Source organism: Muriventricola aceti, from assembly GCF_025567565.1.
Classification (GTDB): domain Bacteria; phylum Bacillota; class Clostridia; order Oscillospirales; family Oscillospiraceae; genus Lawsonibacter; species Lawsonibacter aceti.
The window spans coordinates 43,329-62,288 of record NZ_JAOQKF010000015.1; the positions used below are offsets into that span (position 1 = coordinate 43,329).

The following is an 18,960-nucleotide window of genomic DNA, read 5'->3' on the forward strand; positions in this document are numbered from 1 at the left end:
GTCCGCCGCCACACAGCCCTTTCTGGTTTTTTCCAGACCGGGAGTATCCCCATAGCTCATCTGGTTGGCCTGGGTACCCAGGGCCATAATGACCGCGTCCACTTCCATCTTGAACTCGCTGCCCTCGATGACCACAGGGCGGCGGCGGCCGGAGGCGTCAGGCTCGCCCAGCTCCATCTTGACACAAGTGATGGACTGGACATGGCCCTTCTCATCTCCCTCAATGGACACAGGGTTGGTGAGCAGGTCAAATACGATGCCCTCCTCCTTAGCGTGGTGGACCTCTTCGGCACGGGCTGGGAGCTCCGCCTCAGAGCGGCGGTATACGATATGGACATCGGCTCCCAGGCGCTTGGCGCACCGGGCGGCGTCCATGGCCACGTTGCCGCCGCCCACCACAGCCACCTTCTTGCTGTGGAGGATGGGTGTCTCGGCATCGGGCTTATATGCCTTCATCAGGTTGATACGGGTCAGGTACTCATTGGCGGAGTACACACCCACCAGGGACTCTCCAGGAATCTTCATAAACATAGGCAATCCGGCGCCGGAGCCGATAAAAACAGCCTCATAGCCCATGTCGAACAGTTCCGTAATGGTCAATACCTTGCCAATCACCATATTTAGCTCGATGTCTACCCCCATCTTCTGGAGGTTCTCCACCTCACGCTTCACGATGGCCTTGGGCAGACGGAACTCGGGGATGCCGTAGCTGAGAACACCTCCAGGGGTGTGGAAGGCCTCGAACACGGACACGTCATAGCCCATGCGGGCCAGCTCACCAGCACAGGTCAGGCCGGCAGGGCCGGAACCAATGACCGCCACCTTGTGTCCATTCTTGGGTGCGGTGGCCACATTGGCGATGCCATTGGCGGCAGCCCAGTCGGCCACAAACCGCTCGATGCGGCCGATAGACACGGGCTCACCCTTGATGCCGCGGATACACTTGCCTTCGCACTGGGTCTCCTGAGGGCACACCCGGCCGGAGATGGCAGGCAGGGCATTGGCGTCGGACAGAAGCTGATAGGCGGCTGCCAGGTCTCCCTCGGCCACCTTAGCGATAAAGTCAGGAATGGGAATGCCCACCGGGCAGCCACTGACACAGGGCTTATTCTTACAGTTCAGGCACCGCTGTGCCTCGTTCTGAGCCTGCTCCATGGTGTAGCCCAGAGCCACCTCCTGGAAATTGGCGTTGCGGACATTGGGTTCCTGCTCCGGCATCGGAGTCTTGTTCATCTGCATATTAGCCATTCATGGCACCTCCTCCCAGGCGGCAGAGATGCTTCTCCTTCGCCTTGGCCTCATGTTCCTTATAAGTGGCGTTGCGGGCGATAACCTCATCAAAATCAACCTTATGGCCATCAAAGTCGGGGCCATCCACACAGGCGAATTTCACTTCGCCGCCCACAGTGAGCCGGCAGCCGCCGCACATCCCGGTACCATCGATCATGATGGGGTTCATGCTGACGGTAGTAGGGATGCCGTACTTTTCTGTCAGCTTGCAGGCAAATTTCATCATCATCAGGGGGCCAATGGCGAATACATGGTCAAATTTGACCCCGCTGTTGATGAGCTCCTCCAGCTTTCCGGTGACGAAACCGTGGTAGCCGTAGGTGCCGTCGTCGGTGCAGATGTGCAGGTCAGTACAGGCCTGGCTCATCTCCTCCTCTAGAATGACGATATCCTTAGTCTTAAAGCCGCCGATCAGGTCCACCTGGTTCCCGGCCTCATGGAGCGCTCGGGCCACAGGCAGTGCGATGGCACAGCCCAGTCCGCCGCCCAGAACGGCTACACGGCCCAGGTCCTCTACCTCAGTAGGCTGTCCCAGAGGGCCCACAAAGTCGTGGAGGCAGTCGCCCTCGTTCAGCTCGTCCAAAGCCAAAGTCGTGCCGCCGATCTTCTGGTAAATAACGGTGATGAGCCCATCCACCGCACTGGAGATGGTCAGAGGAATACGCTCCCCCTCCTCATCCACGCGCAGGATAATGAACTGACCAGCCTTTGCTTTTGCGGCTACCAGCGGCGCGTACACCGAGATCTGGCCGATCTCTGGTGTCAGCGTCTTTTTCTTTGCGATCTCATACTTCTTCACTGCGGATCCTCCTTGTTGAATTGTTTACCGGGATCCCCCCGGCGCCCAAACTCCTTATTTTACGCGGCCCCTGCCGCGGGGATCACATCATTCTTCTCCAACGGTGCCCACGCCCACCATAGCGTCGGTTTCTCTGGCGCCGCGCTGCCCAGCGGACCAAAACGACCACCAGGGCAGCGACCAGGATCAGCACCAGCAGCGCCACCAGTGTGATCCAGTTAGGACGTTTCAGCAGCTCGACCGGATTCCAGCTTTGGCTGACATCCTTCCGCCCATCCGGGCCTGAATAGCGTTCAGGCAATCCATCCTCTGCGAAGGACTGTAGATAGGCCGCCAGAGCGTACCACTCCTTTACCTCATTCCCATACTGGTCGTAAATGATACGCTGGGTGAAGTCGGTGACAGGCTGGCCGTTCTCGTCCTTGGGCTCAATCGATAGCAACCCAAAAGATCGTTCCTGGATGGTACCCAGCATCTGGGCCGAGTACATCCCGGTGACTACCCGGTAGAGTTGGTCGTCGTCTATCTCTGTGTGTTCACGCTCCTGCCGTGTCACGGAGAAGCCCACGTCTTCCGCTGAAGTCCCGCCTCCCAGGACCGGTGCTTTCTCAGTCCGGCTTTTATCCTGGTATATGCGCGCCTCAGTCACCCGGTTGAAGAACATCCGGTGGGTGTTGAAGGAATATTCCATTCCAGCCATATAGAGCTGGGCAACCGGCATGATGGGGGTGACGGAAGCGTCCACCTCCGCGACCGCTTTCAGCTCTTTCCCGGTAAGATAACAGGACACCAGGGGATAACCTGAGGTCCCGTCCGCTCCCACGCCCATGGACAGCACATCAAAAGCCATAGAGGTGGTGACCTCTCCGGCGTACAGTGGGGCACGGAGGACTCCGTCGGCCGTAACAGTCACTACAGGCCCATCCGGTACGTCGGCCTCTAAATTCTCCACCGCCCACAGGAAGGAATCCGCTACCAACTCACCTAAGGCGTTTCCAGTTTGTATGCCGGGCTCTGGGGCCGTGAGGTCAAAGTCTAGAGTGGTAAGCACCTGGTCATAAGACAAACCATACCGGGACAGATAGCCGCCCTCCACCAGCCCCTTCCACTCCTCCACTAGAGCCGATATCTCCCCGTCCTCTGGCATCGTCTCGTCGATGGGGATCAGCCGGTAATCGGCCAGCTCCTTTCCTTCCGCTGACCAATTCAGAGTGATGGAGCCCAAATTCTCACAATAAGGACCGGAGGATACGATATAGGTGTCCCCAACCACCAGCGGCTCTTTCAAAGTGGTATGGGTATGGCCAGAGATGATAAGGTCAATACCCTCCACCTCTTCGGCCAGCCGCTCATCCTCAGACAGCTTCTTTTTTTCGTTGGTCCCACTGTGGGACAGGCAAATAATGAACTCCGCCCCCTGGCTCTTCAGGGCATCCACGCACCGCCGGGCATTTTCCTCCACATCGCCCAGAACAAAGCCAGAGGCGGGGGCACATGCGGCGGAATTTTCTCCCATCAATCCGAAAATGCCATAGGTCACGCCACCCCGCTCCAGCAGCATATAATCCTGAACTCCGTATGCCGCCATGGCGCGCTGGATATTGAGCTGATCCGGATTTTCAGGAGACGGCTTGTAATTTGACATGAGCAGCGCCGGCGAGGGTCCCCCACTGAGGACCACCGCGTTAAGCATCTGAGCAAAGCCCGTCCCCTCGTGGTCAAACTCGTGGTTGCCGGCGGTAGCGGCATCATAACCCAGGGCACCCATGGTCCGTAATTCCGCTCCCTGAGTGGTGTACATCGTCTGGATCAGGGACCCGATGGAGAAATCCCCTCCGTCCAGTACCAGAGCATTAGGATAGTTCTCCCGCTCCCGGTCCAGGGCAGTCTTCAGCCGGGCATAGCCCCCCGATTCCCCTCCCGTTCCATCCGCCTGGGGCAGAAAATGGGAGTGGAGATCGTGGGTAAACAGAACTGTGGTAGTATTGACCTGGGACGCATCCTCCGCCCCCGCCTGGACCGGCGCCAGCGGAAGGATGAGCAGCAGGATCAGCACCAAAGTCGAGAAACGGCGGAAAAAGCCCAAGCCGGCACCTCCAACTGATACAGATATTTTGCCATATCTAGCTGATTTTTGGATTCTCATATCTTGCTATTTTCTTGTCGAATAATCACATTTTTTGCAATTTTTAACGAAAAATGCGCAAGATTTCCGTCAAAATTTGATATTTATTTAACAAATCAGGTCATGGCACACCGGCCGGTAAAACAGGGCTCTGACCCCCTCCGGACTCTGGGTTTGGCCCAGCACCCACATAAGCTTGGCGGTGGCCCCCTCTAACGTCATGTTATATGCCTCCAGCAGTTGGAACTTCTCCTTGACCTGCTGGCCCACCTGATAGACCGCCATATCGCTGCCCTCATAGGGCACCTGGGTCATCATCACGATGGTCCTCCCAGCGTCGAGCCACTCTCCAATAGCCTGGGCCAGTGGGCCGCTCTCCCCGCCCGGCAGTCCGCCCACCCCAAAGGACTGGAGGATGACCGCCTGGTAGCTGTCCCTCAGCCGCCGCAGCCCCTCCGCTCCCATGCCGGGAATCAAGGTAAGCAGCAATACCCGCTCCTCCAGCTTGTCATAGAAGGTGGGCTTCGCCCCATCCATATACTGTTTTGGCGCCAGGTAGCGGATCAGCTTGCCATCTCGGATAACGCCAATCTCCGGATAATCCACGCTGGAAAAGGCGTTATAGCTCTTGGTCCGCTCCTTCCGGGCCCGAGTGCCTAGGATGACTTTTCCATCAAAGACCAGACTGACATCGTGGGAATCATCATCCGCCGCATAGAGGAAACTGTTATACAGGTTCATCCGGGCATCAGTGTCGTGCAGACAAATGGATTTTTGGGAGCCTGTGATAACGATAGGCTTGGGGGAAGCCTGGATCAGATAGGATAGCGCGGCGGCAGTGTAGGCCATGGTATCGGTGCCATGTGTGATCACAAAACCGTCATACCGGTCGTATCGCTCCCGGATGGCGCTGGCCATCTCCAGCCAATGGGCAGGACCAACATTCGTGCTGTCCAGGTTCATGAGTTGGACAGCCTCCACCCGGCACAGGCTGCCCAGACTGGGGACATAGCTCAATATCTCCTCTGAGGTAATGGCAGGACTCAACCCCCGCCCGCTCTCCTTGGACGCGATGGTGCCGCCGGTGGCCAGCATGAGGATATGCTTCATCGGCTCTCAGCCCTCCCCATCCAGAAATATCTCCACCGGACGCCGCTGAGAAAATTTCTCCGTCAGTCGGCTGGCCAGGGCCGAACTGTTATACCCAAGCGCCCCCACGGGACACCGGGCCGCGCAGGCCATACAACTGATACATTTGGACATATCCCACAGCAGTGTCTGCTGGTCCATGGCCCCTGTTGGGCAGACCTGGGCGCAAAAACCGCAGCCCAGACAGATATCCCAATCCCGGTCCTTCTTCACTGGAACGGCGGGCCTGGGTACGGGCTCTGGATCTCCTGGAACGTCAGCCTCTGCCCAGCTCAGTTGATCCAGCTTCTCCCTAACTCCCCTGGCAAACTCCGTCAAAACAGCCATATCTTCTTCATCAGGCCGGCCCGCTCCAAGGGTAGGGGCAAAGATGTGGGGCGTGACGACAGCCGCCCCGCCTACACATCGGAACCCCTGTGCCCCCATCCACCGCTTCATCTGGGCCAGCGTATCGTCATAGTGTCGGTTCCCGTAGGCGGCTACTATGACACAGGGAGTGTTTTCTCCCCTAAGTCCATCCAGCAGTCCGGGGATAGCAGGCATCTGCCCGGCATACACCGGCAGGCCGAGCACCAGCAGCTCGTCCGGTCCATAGTGGGCGGCGCTCCGTTCCCGGCCGCCCAGGTCCAGCAGCTCTGCGGGGCCAAACAGGCCGCAAATCAGCTCCACAGCCCGCCGGGTCCCTCCGGACGGGCTGAAATACGCGCCTTTTACCTTCATGATATCCTCTATCCTCCCCAAAAACAGTCCGCTTTTTCCTTACAGGCACTGTAAATATTTCCCATACAGAGTCATGGAGAGCTCGCTGCCAATAGTATGGACCTGCTCCTCTGTGATCCAGCCCTCGTAAAGGCCCAGTTCCTCCAGACAGCCTACATAGCGCCCAGTGGTATCCTGGATATTGCGGATGGTCTGTCCCGCCTCCAAAAGGCTGTCGGCGGTACCGGCGTCCAGCCAGGTAAAGTTCTTTTCCAAAGGGATGACCTGAAGTTCCCCCCGGTGGAGATATTCCAGATTCACATCGGTAATCTCCAACTCTCCCCTAGCGGACGGCTTCAGGTGGCGAGCGATCTCCATAACCTGGTGGTCGTAGAAATAGAGCCCCGGTACAATGTAGTTGCTCTTAGGATAGCGAGGTTTTTCCTCAATGGAAATCGCCCTGCCGTCCTTGTCAAACTCCACTACACCAAACGGGCGGGGATCTTCTACCCAATAGCCGAAGACAGTGGCACCCCGGTCGTTGGCAGCCGCCCGCTTCAAAGTGGCCGCCAATGTGGGGGCATAGAAGATGTTGTCCCCCAGCACTAGGCAGACGCGGTCGTTCCCCACAAAACTCTGGCCAATCAGCAGCGCGTCGGCGATACCCCGGGCCACCGGCTGTTCCGCAAAGGAGATACGGGTTCCATACTGACTGCCATCTCCCAGCAGGGCCTCAAAGGTCTCAATCTCTCCGGGAGGCACAATAACCAAAATGTCAGAGATGCCTGCCTGCATCAAAATGGCGATTGGATAATAGATCAGAGGCTTGTCATAGACCGGCAGCAGGGGCTTGCACACCGGCTTAGTCATGGGATAAAGGCGGGTCCCCTTCCCCGCCGCTAGAACGATACCTTTCATTTCTGTGCCTCCTTGCCTGTCCGCAGGACAAAATGTCCATACAGCTTTTCTTATTTTACCACGAAAACAGCGCCTTTTTCAAGCCAGAAATCCGTTAACTGCCAGCAAGCAAAAACTGGGTGAGAAGCCTTGCTTCTCACCCAGTTCCTATTCTTTTAACCGGTCAGCCAAGGACGACCAGCAGGTCATCCGTATTGACGGCGGTTCCTACCGCAGCAGAAACAGCCTTGACCGTGCCATCCGCAGGTGCGGAAACCTCAATTTCCATCTTCATGGCCTCCAGAACCACCAGGACATCGCCTGCCTTCACAGACTGGCCCACAGAGCACTCCACCTTAAAAATGTTGCCAGGCATGGGGCTCTTGACTGCCGTCTCACCGGCGGCCACAGTGGCGGCAGGAGCCGCAGCGGGAGCAGGCGTGGGGACGGGGGCGGGAGCGGCGGCAGGAGCAGCCACAGGGGCGGCCACGGGAGCAGCAATCACAGGGGCAGCCGCCACAGGCGCGGCGGGAGCAGCCCCGTCAGCTCGCTCAACGGCCACCTGGAAGGGCTTGCCGTCGATGGTGATGGTAAAGGTTCCGGTGCAGTCGCCGCCCTGAGCGCCCATTACCAGGTGGGGGGGCTGATAGGAAGCGGCGAAGGGTTCGATGGGGCGGGCGGTATAGCCATGGCCCGCGGGAGCGGACACGCCGGTGTAGTACACATGACCCTGCCAGGCAGGCAGGGGGGGCAGTTCGGGGGCCTTGGCGGCAGCGGGAGCGGCCGCCTTCTTGGGCTCCTCCTTCTTGGGGAAGCCAGCCTCCCGGTCCTTGAAGAAGGCCATGGCCACCTGAGGGAAGGCGATGTAGGACAACACATCCTCATCACTCTTGGCGGTGGCGCCCAGCTCCGCCTTGGTCTTCTCAAAGACGGGCTCCAGGGTGTCAGCATAGCGCCCTTCCACCAGCGGGGTGTCGCCCAGGATCTTCTTCTGAATCTCAGGATCAATGGGGGCGGGCGTACGGCCGTACTCACCGCGGCAATATGCCTTGATCTCCTTGCCTACCACCTTATAGCGCTCGCCGGCCAGAACATTCTGCACAGCCTGGGAGCCTACCATCTGGCTGGTAGGGGTAACCAGGGGAGGATAACCCAGATCCTTACGGACCTTGGGCGTCTCGGCCAAAGCCTCGTCCAGCTTGTCAATGGCGTTCATCATCTTCAGCTGAGAGATGAGGTTAGACAGCATACCGCCGGGGATCTGATAGTTCAGACACTGGGTATCGGTAGCCATCGAGATGGGGTCCAGAGTGCCGTCCTTCAGGAAGTCAGCCCGGACATTTTTAAAAAAGTCAGCCATCTTGATCAGCACCTTGTCGTCCAGATCCACCTGGAAGCCCATTTCCCGCAGAGCATAGGCCATGGTCTCGGTAGCAGGCTGGGAGGTACCGCCGGACATGGGGGAGATTGCGCAGTCCAACACATCGGCGCCCGCCTCAACACACTTCATATAGGTCATGAAGGCCAAGCCGGTGGTACAGTGGGTATGGATGACAACAGGCATATCCGGTTCGGCGTCCTTGATGGCAGACACCAGATTATAAGCCTCCTGGGGTCCCATAATACCGGACATATCCTTGATACAGATGGAGGAAGCACCCATATTCTTCAGATCCTTCACCATGCCCACAAAAGTGTCCTGGGTGTGGACCGGGCTGGTGGTGTAAGAGATGGTACCGGAGGCATGGGCCCCCTGCTTGACGGCCTCGTCGATGGCGACCTCCAGATTACGCACGTCGTTCAGGGCGTCGAAAATACGGATGATGTCGATACCGTTTTTGACTGAGTACTCCACAAACTTACGAACTACGTCGTCCGGGTAATGCTTATAGCCCAGGATATTCTGACCACGCAGCAGCATCTGCAGCTTGGTGTTGGGCATCTTGGCACGGATCTTACGCAGCCGCTCCCAGGGGTCCTCCTGCAGGTAGCGCAGGCAGACGTCAAAGGTAGCGCCGCCCCAGACCTCAGCGGAGTAGAAGCCAGCCTTGTCCATAGTCTCCAGGATGGGCTCGAACTTGCTGTAAGGCAGCCGAGTGGCGATCAGGGACTGGTTGGCGTCACGCAGTACGGTCTCCGTAATATTTACTTTTCTCATGTTGATCGACCTCCGTATTGCTTTTTTTGCGCGGTACAAAATCAAAAAATCATCGCGCGGCACAATTTCAGCCGCCATCTAAAAAACGCTTACCGCTATTTTAGTATAATTTTTCCCATAAAGCAAGACCTCAATCAAGAATTATTCTGCGTTTTTCACTCCCTCTCCCTCTATCCGGGGGCGCTCTTTCCAGATGTATCGCTTCCTCTTACTTTTTAACAAAGAGCAGAAAAAGCCGCAGCATGGTCTTTTCAAACCTGCTGCGGCCTTCTGCCGCTTGTTCCCCGCGGCATGGGGATGCACTCCCCGGTCACCGATCACTGCACGAATCACCATCCTCATAGGAGTGATATCTGTCATACTCAAAGATTAAGTCATCCACGTCCACGTCGGCACGGACACGGGACCAGATATTGTTCACTTCACGCTTAGGCATCGTCATGCGGACACCTCCTTCCTTGTTTCTAAAATTAGGTATAAAAATACCACCGCCTGCGCCGCAAACGATGGAGCCAACATTCCAATATGTTGTGGATGCACGGACTGTCAGGTCCAATATCCGCGCACAGAATGTCGCCATCGCTTGCAGCTATAGGAGCCGCCCTGAGTTACATAATGATTTCGCTGATTCATTCCGCACGCCTCCTCTCTCATTCGTATCGCCGCCAGCATGAAAATGCCCGCAGACTGACAACCAACTTTGAATATTTCCAAAGCTTCGGCCGTTTCCGCGGGATGGCTAACGTATAGAATTGACTTTATACCGCACCAAAATAAAATCCAATTTCTTCGTTTTTGCCAGAACCACCAGGCTCTCCCCGCGGCAGCATCTTCCGCTGGTAATATTATTGTAAACCTAGGCAGCCCGTTTGTCAATCCTTTTTTGCAGGATTTTTCTGGTCAATCTGCAAGAGGGAGGGACCGTGCCTAGTCCCTCCCTCCGCTTCCTTATACGGTGGGCTGTTGGTTTGAATACTTGGTGTAAGCTTGGCTAATCTTATCCTGGGGCGCCTGTTCGGGGCTGTACCAGCCCTTGCTCTGGGCTGTGGTGAACAGCTGGGTCTGGGTCTGGTGGCTCTGGTTAATCAGCTTGAGGAACTCATCCCGCAAGGGGACGCTCACGCACTCAGAGGCAAAAATACCGTAGTTCAGGGACATTTTCTTCTCACTATTCAGAAAATCTGTAATGCGTTCCTGGTCGTTCATGCTCTCGTCCTCCTTAGTGCAGATACTTCAGCAGGCAGGTGTAATTCTGCTGGTGCTGGCCAGCCAGGTTCTGGAAGCAGGTCTTCAGCTCCTGGTCGGTTGTTTCCTGGACGGCGGTCTGGTACTTGCTGTACAGCACCCGCTCGAAGTCCAGCTGGTCGGACAGGCCCGCCAGCTCTTTTGTGGTCAGATTGGGCATAGATGTTCCTCCTTTTTCTTGGGGAGATCCCCGTACTGGAAGTTAGTCTGCCCTGTTCATTCCCGATTATGCGGCCTCTTTGGTCTTCCCTCCCCATCAAATTCCCAGACCAGGTGAGGCCCGCCCTCCAGCCGCTCCAGGCGGGCCAGACAAAACAGGGCGTTCATCGGCACCGGCGCATTTGTACGGAAGGGCGCGGCCAGCCAGAATCCTTCCCGCCCCCTTCGGCATGGCATAGGGGAGCGAAGCTGCCCTCGGAGCACCGGGTCGGACACCAGCCGGTCCGGATGCTGTTCACAGTACCACCGCCCTCCCCTCTCCTCAGAAAAGGTAAAGGCCAGCGGCGCTTCGACCCGGAAGTCGGGCCAACAGCCTGCCCGCTCCAGTTCTCCAACGCTCAAGGTACGGCTCAATCGCAGGCGGTCTCCCTCAGGAACCAGGGTTCCCAGCAGCAGCTTTCCACCCCGGTCGCCGTGGAGCCATACCTTATATAGTCCCCTTCCATCAGATGGGCGCTCCGCCTCCAGCCGTACTCTAGGCCCCTCCTGACGCAGGAGCAGCGTCCCACCGCCGACCATTTCCATTCTCTGCTCCACTTGCGATGCCCCCTCTCCCTTTAGTCTATGCGGAAGGGGAAAGATTTTCTTCCCTTTCTCCTGTTTTTCAGTGATTTTTGTCCATACGGTGACCTTGTCACAGAATTTTTTCCCACACCGGGATAAATTATATTCAATAAGTTCTAGGGAGGCGTTTCCATGGGACCCTTTGATTTTTTTCTGCCGGGCAGGCGGCTTGCCAAACAACTGACCCAGTTAGACCAGTTGTCTGACCCCCTTCTGGTGGACATCCGCACTCCGGAGGAGTTTCGTTCCGGCCATCTGCCTGGGGCCATTAATCTGCCCTTAGACCAGTTAGGGGCCGTCCCCCTTCCAAAAGGCCGGCCTGTCTTTGTCTACTGCCACAGTGGGGCCAGAAGCGCCCAGGCCTGCTCCACGCTCCGGGCCATGGGCTGCCAGGCATCTAATCTCGGCGGGCTTGCGGGTTACCGCGGCCCCTTGGAATAAGAGAGGAGTTTTATTATGAAAGTTGTAATCATCGGCGGTGTGGCCGGCGGGGCCACCGCCGCCGCCCGGCTCCGCAGGCTGGACGAGACCGCGGAAATCGTGATCCTGGAGCGCACAGGCTATGTATCCTATGCCAACTGTGGCCTCCCTTATTATGTAGGAGGGGTCATCCGAGCCCAGGACGCCCTTACCCTTCAAACGCCGGAGAGCTTTCGCGCCCGGTTCAACATCGATGTACGGGTGGGCCACCAGGCTCTGGCCATCCACCAGGAGAGCCATACCATCACAGTCCTGGATTTGGCCAGCGGCACACAATATGTGGAAGGCTATGACAAGCTTATCCTCTCTCCCGGCGCGCGGGCGGTCAAGCCCGATCTGCCGGGCGTAGACGACTGCCGAGTATTCACTCTGCGCACAGTGGAGGACACCCTGCGCATCCGGTCTTACATCGAGTCGCACCGTCCCCGTTCCGCTGTGGTGGTCGGGGGTGGTTTCATCGGGCTAGAGGGGGCTGAGAATCTACTCCACGCTGGGGTTGCCACTACTCTACTCCAGCGGAGCGGCCAGGTTCTGCCACCTCTTGACTGGGACATGGCCCAGGAGGTCCACTCCTACCTCCGCGGTCAGGGGCTGGACCTGAGACTGAACGCCGGAGTGCAGGGCTTCCAGGAGATGGATGGGCAGTTCTACACCCTAGTAAAGGACAGCGCCCCTATCCCCTCTGACCTGGTGCTGCTGGCCATCGGTGTCACTCCAGAATCCGACCTGGCACGAGAGGCTGGTCTGACCCTTGGAGCCAAGGGCGCCATCGTGGTCAATGAGCACATGGTCACCTCTGACCCAGATATCTATGCCGTAGGTGACGCTGTGGAACTGACTCACTTTGTATCCGGCAGCAAGGCCCTGATCGCCCTGGCCGGTCCGGCCAACAGGCAGGGCCGCATCGCCGCCGACCATATCTGTGGCCGGAAGAGCCGCTATGCCGGGGCACAGGGCTCCTCTATCATCAAGCTGTTCCACATGACGGCCGCCTCCACCGGTCTGAACGAAAAGGCCGCCCAGGCCGCTGGCATCCCCTATGATAAGGCGGTCACCTACTCCGCCTCCCACGCTACCTATTACCCCGGCGCTGAAAACATGACCATCAAAACCCTGTTTGACCCATCCAGCGGTCGGGTCCTGGGGGCCCAAATCGTAGGCTTCGGCGGTGTGGATAAGAGGATCGATGTGCTAGCCACCGCCATCCGGGCCAGGATGACCGCCGCCGAGCTAACTGAGCTCGATCTCGCCTATGCCCCGCCCTATTCCTCTGCCAAAGATCCGGTCAATATGGCTGGATATGTCATTGAGAACCTCCGGAATGGAGCCATTTCCCAATTCCACTGGTCGGACGTGGAGTCCATTCCAAAGGATGGCTCTGTCACTCTGCTGGATGTGCGCACTCCCCAAGAAGTGGCCGTCCAGGGCCTCATCCGTCCGGACGCTGTCAACATTCCCGTAGATGAGCTGCGGGATCGGATGGGAGAATTGGATCCCTCTAAACCCGTATACGTCAACTGTTACAGCGGACTGCGCAGCTACTTGGCCTGCCGTATGCTTGGCCAGCGCGGTTTCCAGTGCTCCCACCTCTCTGGCGGCTGGCGGTTCTGGTCCTATGTGACGACAGATCGGACCCACGAGGCGGCCCCTACCCACCCGTGCGGAGCAGAAATCGAAGAATAATCTGATTTTTACAGATTTTTTCATTTTTTTGTTGCATAACCATGAAAACCATGGTATACTACCAAGGCATTATGCGTGGGAGTGCGGATCTTTCGCCCGGTGCCCAGCCAGAAGTTGGGTTGGCGGAGGATATGATGCCCCCAGAAGAATTGAACTGAAAAACAGGAGGAAACAAACTATGGCAGTCGTATCTATGAAGCAGCTGCTGGAGGCCGGCGTTCACTTCGGCCACCAGACCCGCCGGTGGAATCCCAAGATGGCCACCTACATCTATACCGAGCGCAACGGTATCTATATCATCGACCTGCAGAAGACTGTGAAGAAGCTGGAGGAGGCCTACAATTTCGTCCGTTCTCTGGGCGAAAAGGGTGAGACTCTGCTGTTCGTGGGCACCAAGAAGCAAGCCCAGGAGGCCATCAAGGAAGAGGCCGGCCGTGTGGGCATGTATTGGGTAAACGCCCGCTGGCTGGGCGGTATGCTGACCAATTTTAAGACTATGCGCGGCCGCGTGGAGCGTCTGAACCAGCTGAAGAAGATGCAGGAGGACGGCACCTTCGATATGCTGCCCAAGAAGGAAGTTATGAAGCACCTGGGCGAGATTGCCAAGCTGGAGAAGTACCTGGGCGGCGTCACCGAAATGAAGAAGCTGCCCGGCGCCCTCTTCGTGGTCGATCCCCGCAAGGAGCGCAACGCCATCAACGAGGCCCGCAAGCTGAACATCCCCATCGTCGCCATCGTGGACACAAACTGCGACCCCGACGAGATTGACTATGTCATCCCCGGCAATGACGACGCGATCCGCGCCATCAAGCTGATCTCCTCTGTCATGGCCAACGCCATCCAGGAGGGCAAGCAGGGCCAGGACCAGGCTCCCGCCGCTGAGGCCGAGGCCACCGCTGCTGAGTAAGCAAACACATTCCATTCGCATCACACAGCGCCCGCCCGCGCGGGCGGGCGCTGTTCTTATTTTGACATACAGCCGGGCCGGTGGGCCGGCTTGAGATAAAATGGAGGTAATTTATTATGGCTATTTCCGCAAAGGACGTACAGAAGCTGCGCGAGATGACCGGCGTGGGCATGATGGACTGCAAGAAGGCCCTGACTGAGTCTGAGGGCGATTTTGACAAGGCCATCGAGTGGCTGCGTGAGAAGGGCCTCGCCGCCCAGACCAAGAAGGCCGGCAAGGTGGCCGCCGAGGGTGTTTCCTACGCTGTTGTTACGGAAAAGGGTGTAGGCGTCATCATCGAGGTCAACTCCCAGACCGACTTTGTGGCCAAGAACGACGTCTTTAAGGATTTCGTTATGGCCCTGGCCGTGGTGGTGGCCGAGGAGGCCCCCGCCGATGTGGAGGCTCTGAAGGCCTGCCGCTATCCCGGCACTGAGCGTACCGTGGCCGATGTCACCGCCGACAAGGTGCTGGCCATTGGCGAGAACATCCAAATCCGCCGCTTCGTCCGCTATGCTGAAGGCGTCAACGTCCCCTATATCCACATGGGCGGAAAGGTCGGTGTGCTGGTCAATCTGGCCGTTGAGGGCATCGAGCCCCAGCAGGTCACTGAGTTGGGCAAGGACATCGCCATGCAGATTTGCGCTATGAACCCCTCTTACCTGGACAAGTCCGACGTTTCCCAGGAGGTGCTGGACAAGGAGAAGGAGATCCAGCTGGCTCTGATGGCCAACGATCCCAAGATGGCCGCCAAGCCCGACAAGGTGAAGGAAGGCATTGTGATGGGCAAGCTGGGCAAGTACTACGAGGAAAACTGCCTGCTGCAGCAGGCCTTTGTCAAGGAGAACAAGATCTCTGTGGAGAAGCATGTAGCCGAGATCGCCAAGCAGCTGGGCGGCAAGATCACTGTCAAGGCTTTCACCCGCTTCGCTACTGGCGAGGGTATCGAAAAGGCCGAGGATGACTTCGCTGCCGAGGTCGCATCCATGGTCAAGTAAGGAGTCTGTGACCTTTAAATGATAGGGGCCCGTGGTATTTACCACGGGCCCCTTCTTTTCCCGGTTTGCCATAAATACGGAAAAGCCTCTGGCATTGCCAGAGGCTTCACAGTTTGATTCAAGCTTTCGGCGGGAATGTGATCCCAGCCACCGACACATTGACCACTGAAACCTCTAAGCCGGTCATCGATTCAATGGCACTCTTGACACCATCCTGGATGGCCCTTCCAATCTCAGGGATGGTGTGTCCATAGCCCATCAGGACGGACAGCTCCACTTCCACTTTATCGTCCTCCATCCTGACATGCACGCCCTTAGCCAGGTTCTTTTTGCCCAGTAGCTCGGCGATATCACTGCCCAGATTGGCGGCCAGACCGCTGACCCCCTCCACATCCAGAGCGGCAGCGGCGGTGATGGCAGCCAGCACCTCCTCGGAGATATGGATATTGCCCAGCTCATCCGAGCGGGAAACGTACTCTTTATTCTCACTCATGGTTTGCCACGCTCCTTAGATCGCAGTTTTCATCAGAGAAGCCGGACGCCCCCAAGCGTCCTCCTTACTTCGTGCTTATTGTAACACAGTTCTCTCCGTTTGACAACTGCGGTCTGAAAACTTTCCCGCGCCTTGTCACTCCACCTCGATAATCTTGATCTGATCGGCGGTAAAACCGGCTGCCTGGTTGACCACGTCCACGATCTTGGCGGTATCTGCCTCCACCAATCCGCCCTCCGGCGCGGAAACAGCCAGCGACAGAGAGTTCTCTCCAATAAAGGCTACACAGTCTGTATAGCCCTTTGCCACCACCAGATTTTCAATTTGAGCTTCCGTCACCGTGTAATCGGCCATGGTCTGAATAGTCTCGTTGACCTGCTCTTTTACCGTTTCATCGGCATCCTCACGGGCGGCGGCGTCCTGAAGAAGGGACAGGGCGCTGTCCCTGGCCTGCTGCCGGTTGAGCCGGGCTGTGGCAAAGTAGTCGCTGGAGGCTGACGCTGTCCCTGTATCACTGGCCGTCCCGCCCACATCGGCGGTCCCGCTTCCATTGGACAGCAGAGGATCCTCTGTCTCTCCGCCTACCATGGTGGACTGGCCCAGCGTCTTGCCCGCCTGGGCCTCCTGCTCATAGTTCCAGTTCAAATAGACCGCCGCGCACACGAATAGGGCAATGGCCGCCACCACCGCATTGCGCTTCCACAGCTGGGACCAGCCGGTCCCCTTCTTACCCGTTCTCATGTCGATTCCTCCCTGATATAAATTAAGTATTTCCCTGACAAATGGATATCCGGTCCGTGCCCAGTCCCGTCAAAGCGGACACTGCCTCCAGCAGCCTCAGCTGGATTCGGGGATCTCCCCCGCCGGGACAGACCACCAGCGCCCCCCGAAACTCCGGAGCCAGTGTTTGGAGAGGGACTACTTCCTGCTGTCCGGAGCCCCGCCCCACGGTAACTGTGGTAGAGGAACCTCCCCCTTCCCGGTCCCGCTCCTGGTCCTGGGCCAATATCTGGCGGCCGTCGCTGTCCAGCGTCAGTACCACCCGGACCTCTCCAGCCCCCTCCACTTGGGAAAGAGCCCGCTCCATCTTCTCCTCGAAGGCCTCCAGATCAAAGCCCTCAGCAGGAGCCTGGGCCCCCTCCTGGCCTTTGTCTCTCTGGCCTGTCGTGGGCAGGGCCATCAGCACCACCCCAAGCCCGATAACCAGCAGCACATATTTATATTTTCCCAGCGCCTCCTTCCACCTCAGAGCCAATTTCGGCCAATCCAGCTTCACGGCAGTTCCCCCTCCTCAACATAAGCCTGCTCCTCCTCCGGGATGCCCAGGTCCTCCTGGATCACCAGGGACAGCCGCTCCCGCTCCCCTTCTGTCAGAAAGCCGGATACTTCCGCCCGCTCCGGTAGGAACAGCCCCTCCTCCCCTGCCCGGCAGGATACCCGGGCGGTGCAGGTCAGTCCAAGTTCTGCCGCCTTGTCCACAATATATGCGGCATATTCCTGCTCTATGATCGTTTTCATCTGCTCATCCACCTGCCGCTCCAATTCCTGTGTTCTATCCTCCAGGCCCAGGTGATATTCCTCCAGCCAACGCTGCCCCCCTTCCAGATCCAGTTGGGCCAGAGGGGCGAGGATGACCGCCAGCAACATCAGGCCGCAGACCAGCCGTCCCACCCGCCTCACTGGTCCGGCGGGCATTAGGCCGTCAGCCAGGGCGCAGAGGACAGAGGCCCCCGTGATAGACAGCAGCCAGCTCCCGACCCCGGCCATCATGGGATCACCGCCATAATAGCAGACACCAAGCTGACCAGCAGCACCAGAGCCGCCGCGCCGGTCATCCCCAGCACTAGGCCGAACGCGCCGCCGATGGCGTCGATCAACTGACTCAGCCTGGGCTGTGCCACAGTGGCGCACAGGGCCGCCGTGGCCTTATAGATCAGGTATTGCAGGGCCAGCCGCAGGAAAGGAGTCAGACAGATGGCCAGCACCACCAACATCCCAACCACCCCAACCGTCCCTTTCAGCACACCCGCCCCGGCCAGCACAGTTTCCGAGGCGTCGGCCAGAATTCCCCCCACCACTGGAATAGCTCTGGAGATAGCCAGCTTGGCCGCTTTGACCGCCGAGGCGTCTACCGTTCCGGCGATAGCTCCGCTGGCGGTCAGATAGCCCACAAAGGCCAGGAGGAAGGCCGTCAACAGGAAAGAAGCGGCCCCCTTCAGCAGCCCCGCCAGTTTTTTCAGTCCGGGATTACCCACCGCCGCATGGGCACAGCTAGCCGCCACGTAGGCATATACCATAGGGATCAGGAGCCGGTCCATGGCGGTGATGAGAAGCTGGGAAAACAGGACTGTGGCTCCCTGTCTGACTGCTCCTCCCGTCACCCCTCCGGTGGCGGCGGTGAGTACAGCCATCACCGGGAGCAGGGTTTCAGAAAAGGTTCCCATCCGGCCGATGGTGTCACGCCCCATCCCGATCATGACTGCCATATCTGTCATGGTAAGTGCGGTGATAGCTAGCGCCCCGGCGATCTCCACCGCCTGGAGTCCCTCACTCTTGCCCTGGGCGGCCCCCTCTGCCATGGCGCACAGCAGGACCACCGCCAGCAGCTTCAGCCCTGTGGCAATGCTGGTCCGGAGCAAGGAGCCGATTTGGTCCAGAGCGTCGGAAAAAAGATTGGACAAGCCCTGGTCCAATCCCCCATCCGCCTCCACGCCGTAGCTCTCCACCTGGTCCCACAGCTCGTCCATTCCCGGCACCTCCGCCTCCTGGGCGAAACAAAGCGGAGCACTCAATAGGAGGGCCAGCAGCAGGATACAAAACTTTTTCATTTTAGCATCTCCGTCATCATCAGTACCACCGCTCGGACGAGCGGCAGGGCCACCACCAGGGCCAGGACTGTTCCAGCCGTCTCCACAAAGGCAGCCACCCCTCCCTCACCGGCTGACTTGCATACCTCCGCGGTCAGACGTGTCAGGATAGACAGGGCCACTGTCTTGACCACTGGCTCCAGCAGCTCCTCCGACAGGCCGGCCAGACTGGTGAGCTCCTCCATCAGGGCCACAACTGCCCCCAAGCCGTCCGCAACCAGGGCGACCATCCACAGCCCGGCCGCCAGGGCCAGCAGCAGAGCCAGCTCAGGGGTGTTTTTCCGCAGGACTACTCCCAGCACCGCAGCCGTGATGGCCCCCGCCGCCACCTTGACCATCAGGTCCATA

Annotated in this window: 21 protein-coding genes; 4 read left to right on the forward strand and 17 right to left on the reverse strand. The window is 58.3% G+C overall.

The features are described from left to right. The 11 genes from gltA to OCV64_RS14485 all read right to left on the reverse strand — a co-directional run. Positions 1-1,248, reverse strand: a 1,248-nt coding sequence (gene gltA / locus OCV64_RS14435) for an NADPH-dependent glutamate synthase (protein ID WP_262670404.1), incomplete at its 3' end; no start/stop codon positions are given. Next, a complete protein-coding gene (locus tag OCV64_RS14440; RefSeq protein WP_147571965.1) occupies positions 1,241-2,089 on the reverse strand; it encodes a sulfide/dihydroorotate dehydrogenase-like FAD/NAD-binding protein in 849 nt (282 codons plus the stop codon). The genes gltA and OCV64_RS14440, both read right to left, overlap by 8 nt. An 82-nt stretch (positions 2,090-2,171) precedes the next feature. Further along, positions 2,172-4,175 (reverse strand): bifunctional metallophosphatase/5'-nucleotidase, encoded by a 2,004-nt coding sequence (locus OCV64_RS14445; RefSeq protein WP_262670405.1) that lies wholly within the window; start codon positions 4,173-4,175, stop codon positions 2,172-2,174. A gap of 147 nt (positions 4,176-4,322) precedes the next feature. Further along, positions 4,323-5,324 (reverse strand): asparaginase, encoded by a 1,002-nt coding sequence (locus OCV64_RS14450; protein WP_262670406.1) that lies wholly within the window; start codon positions 5,322-5,324, stop codon positions 4,323-4,325. A 6-nt stretch (positions 5,325-5,330) separates the two neighbouring features. Continuing rightward, the gene (locus OCV64_RS14455) at positions 5,331-6,083 is read right to left on the reverse strand and encodes a 4Fe-4S binding protein (protein WP_262670407.1); all 753 of its coding nucleotides are present in this window, start codon (positions 6,081-6,083) and stop codon (positions 5,331-5,333) included. A gap of 39 nt (positions 6,084-6,122) precedes the next feature. Continuing rightward, complete coding sequence (rfbA, locus tag OCV64_RS14460) at positions 6,123-6,980, reverse strand: glucose-1-phosphate thymidylyltransferase RfbA (protein WP_147571969.1); 858 nt, start codon at positions 6,978-6,980, stop codon at positions 6,123-6,125. Between the two features lie 163 nt (positions 6,981-7,143). Further along, complete coding sequence (locus OCV64_RS14465) at positions 7,144-9,117, reverse strand: pyruvate carboxylase subunit B (protein ID WP_262670408.1); 1,974 nt, start codon at positions 9,115-9,117, stop codon at positions 7,144-7,146. Between the two features lie 310 nt (positions 9,118-9,427). Then, positions 9,428-9,559, reverse strand: a complete 132-nt coding sequence (locus OCV64_RS14470; protein WP_262670409.1) for a hypothetical protein — start codon at positions 9,557-9,559, stop codon at positions 9,428-9,430. A 506-nt stretch (positions 9,560-10,065) separates the two neighbouring features. Further along, positions 10,066-10,323, reverse strand: coding sequence for a spore coat protein (locus OCV64_RS14475; protein WP_147571971.1), 258 nt, complete (start codon positions 10,321-10,323; stop codon positions 10,066-10,068). Between the two features lie 13 nt (positions 10,324-10,336). Further along, a complete protein-coding gene (locus tag OCV64_RS14480; RefSeq protein WP_147571972.1) occupies positions 10,337-10,522 on the reverse strand; it encodes a spore coat protein in 186 nt (61 codons plus the stop codon). Between the two features lie 56 nt (positions 10,523-10,578). After that, positions 10,579-11,118 (reverse strand): hypothetical protein, encoded by a 540-nt coding sequence (locus OCV64_RS14485; RefSeq protein WP_147571973.1) that lies wholly within the window; start codon positions 11,116-11,118, stop codon positions 10,579-10,581. A 159-nt stretch (positions 11,119-11,277) separates the two neighbouring features. Here OCV64_RS14485 and OCV64_RS14490 point away from each other — a divergent pair, with 159 nt between their 5' ends. From OCV64_RS14490 to tsf, 4 genes are all read left to right on the forward strand, one after another. After that, positions 11,278-11,586, forward strand: coding sequence for a rhodanese-like domain-containing protein (locus tag OCV64_RS14490; protein WP_262670410.1), 309 nt, complete (start codon positions 11,278-11,280; stop codon positions 11,584-11,586). Positions 11,587-11,601: 15 nt separating this feature from the next. After that, positions 11,602-13,308, forward strand: coding sequence for an FAD-dependent oxidoreductase (locus tag OCV64_RS14495; RefSeq protein WP_262670411.1), 1,707 nt, complete (start codon positions 11,602-11,604; stop codon positions 13,306-13,308). Positions 13,309-13,486: 178 nt separating this feature from the next. Beyond that, a complete protein-coding gene (rpsB, locus tag OCV64_RS14500; protein ID WP_186853248.1) occupies positions 13,487-14,215 on the forward strand; it encodes a 30S ribosomal protein S2 in 729 nt (242 codons plus the stop codon). Positions 14,216-14,331: 116 nt separating this feature from the next. Beyond that, on the forward strand, positions 14,332-15,252 hold the full coding sequence (tsf, locus tag OCV64_RS14505) for a translation elongation factor Ts (protein WP_147571977.1): 921 nt from the start codon (positions 14,332-14,334) through the stop codon (positions 15,250-15,252). A gap of 118 nt (positions 15,253-15,370) precedes the next feature. Here tsf and OCV64_RS14510 read toward each other — a convergent pair whose 3' ends face one another. From OCV64_RS14510 to OCV64_RS14535, 6 genes are all read right to left on the reverse strand, one after another. After that, on the reverse strand, positions 15,371-15,745 hold the full coding sequence (locus tag OCV64_RS14510; RefSeq protein ID WP_147571978.1) for an Asp23/Gls24 family envelope stress response protein: 375 nt from the start codon (positions 15,743-15,745) through the stop codon (positions 15,371-15,373). A 135-nt stretch (positions 15,746-15,880) separates the two neighbouring features. Further along, complete coding sequence (locus OCV64_RS14515; RefSeq protein WP_147571979.1) at positions 15,881-16,486, reverse strand: SpoIIIAH-like family protein; 606 nt, start codon at positions 16,484-16,486, stop codon at positions 15,881-15,883. A 22-nt stretch (positions 16,487-16,508) separates the two neighbouring features. Continuing rightward, entirely contained in the window at positions 16,509-17,021 is a 513-nt protein-coding gene (locus OCV64_RS14520) for a stage III sporulation protein AG (protein ID WP_147571980.1), read from the reverse strand. Continuing rightward, positions 17,018-17,515 (reverse strand): stage III sporulation protein AF, encoded by a 498-nt coding sequence (locus OCV64_RS14525; protein WP_186853247.1) that lies wholly within the window; start codon positions 17,513-17,515, stop codon positions 17,018-17,020. The genes OCV64_RS14520 and OCV64_RS14525 overlap by 4 nt, the downstream gene beginning before the upstream one ends. Beyond that, a complete protein-coding gene (locus OCV64_RS14530) occupies positions 17,512-18,573 on the reverse strand; it encodes a stage III sporulation protein AE (protein WP_186853246.1) in 1,062 nt (353 codons plus the stop codon). The genes OCV64_RS14525 and OCV64_RS14530 overlap by 4 nt, the downstream gene beginning before the upstream one ends. Beyond that, a complete protein-coding gene (locus OCV64_RS14535) occupies positions 18,570-18,959 on the reverse strand; it encodes a SpoIIIAC/SpoIIIAD family protein (RefSeq protein ID WP_147571983.1) in 390 nt (129 codons plus the stop codon). The genes OCV64_RS14530 and OCV64_RS14535 overlap by 4 nt, the downstream gene beginning before the upstream one ends. Position 18,960 lies beyond the last annotated feature (1 nt).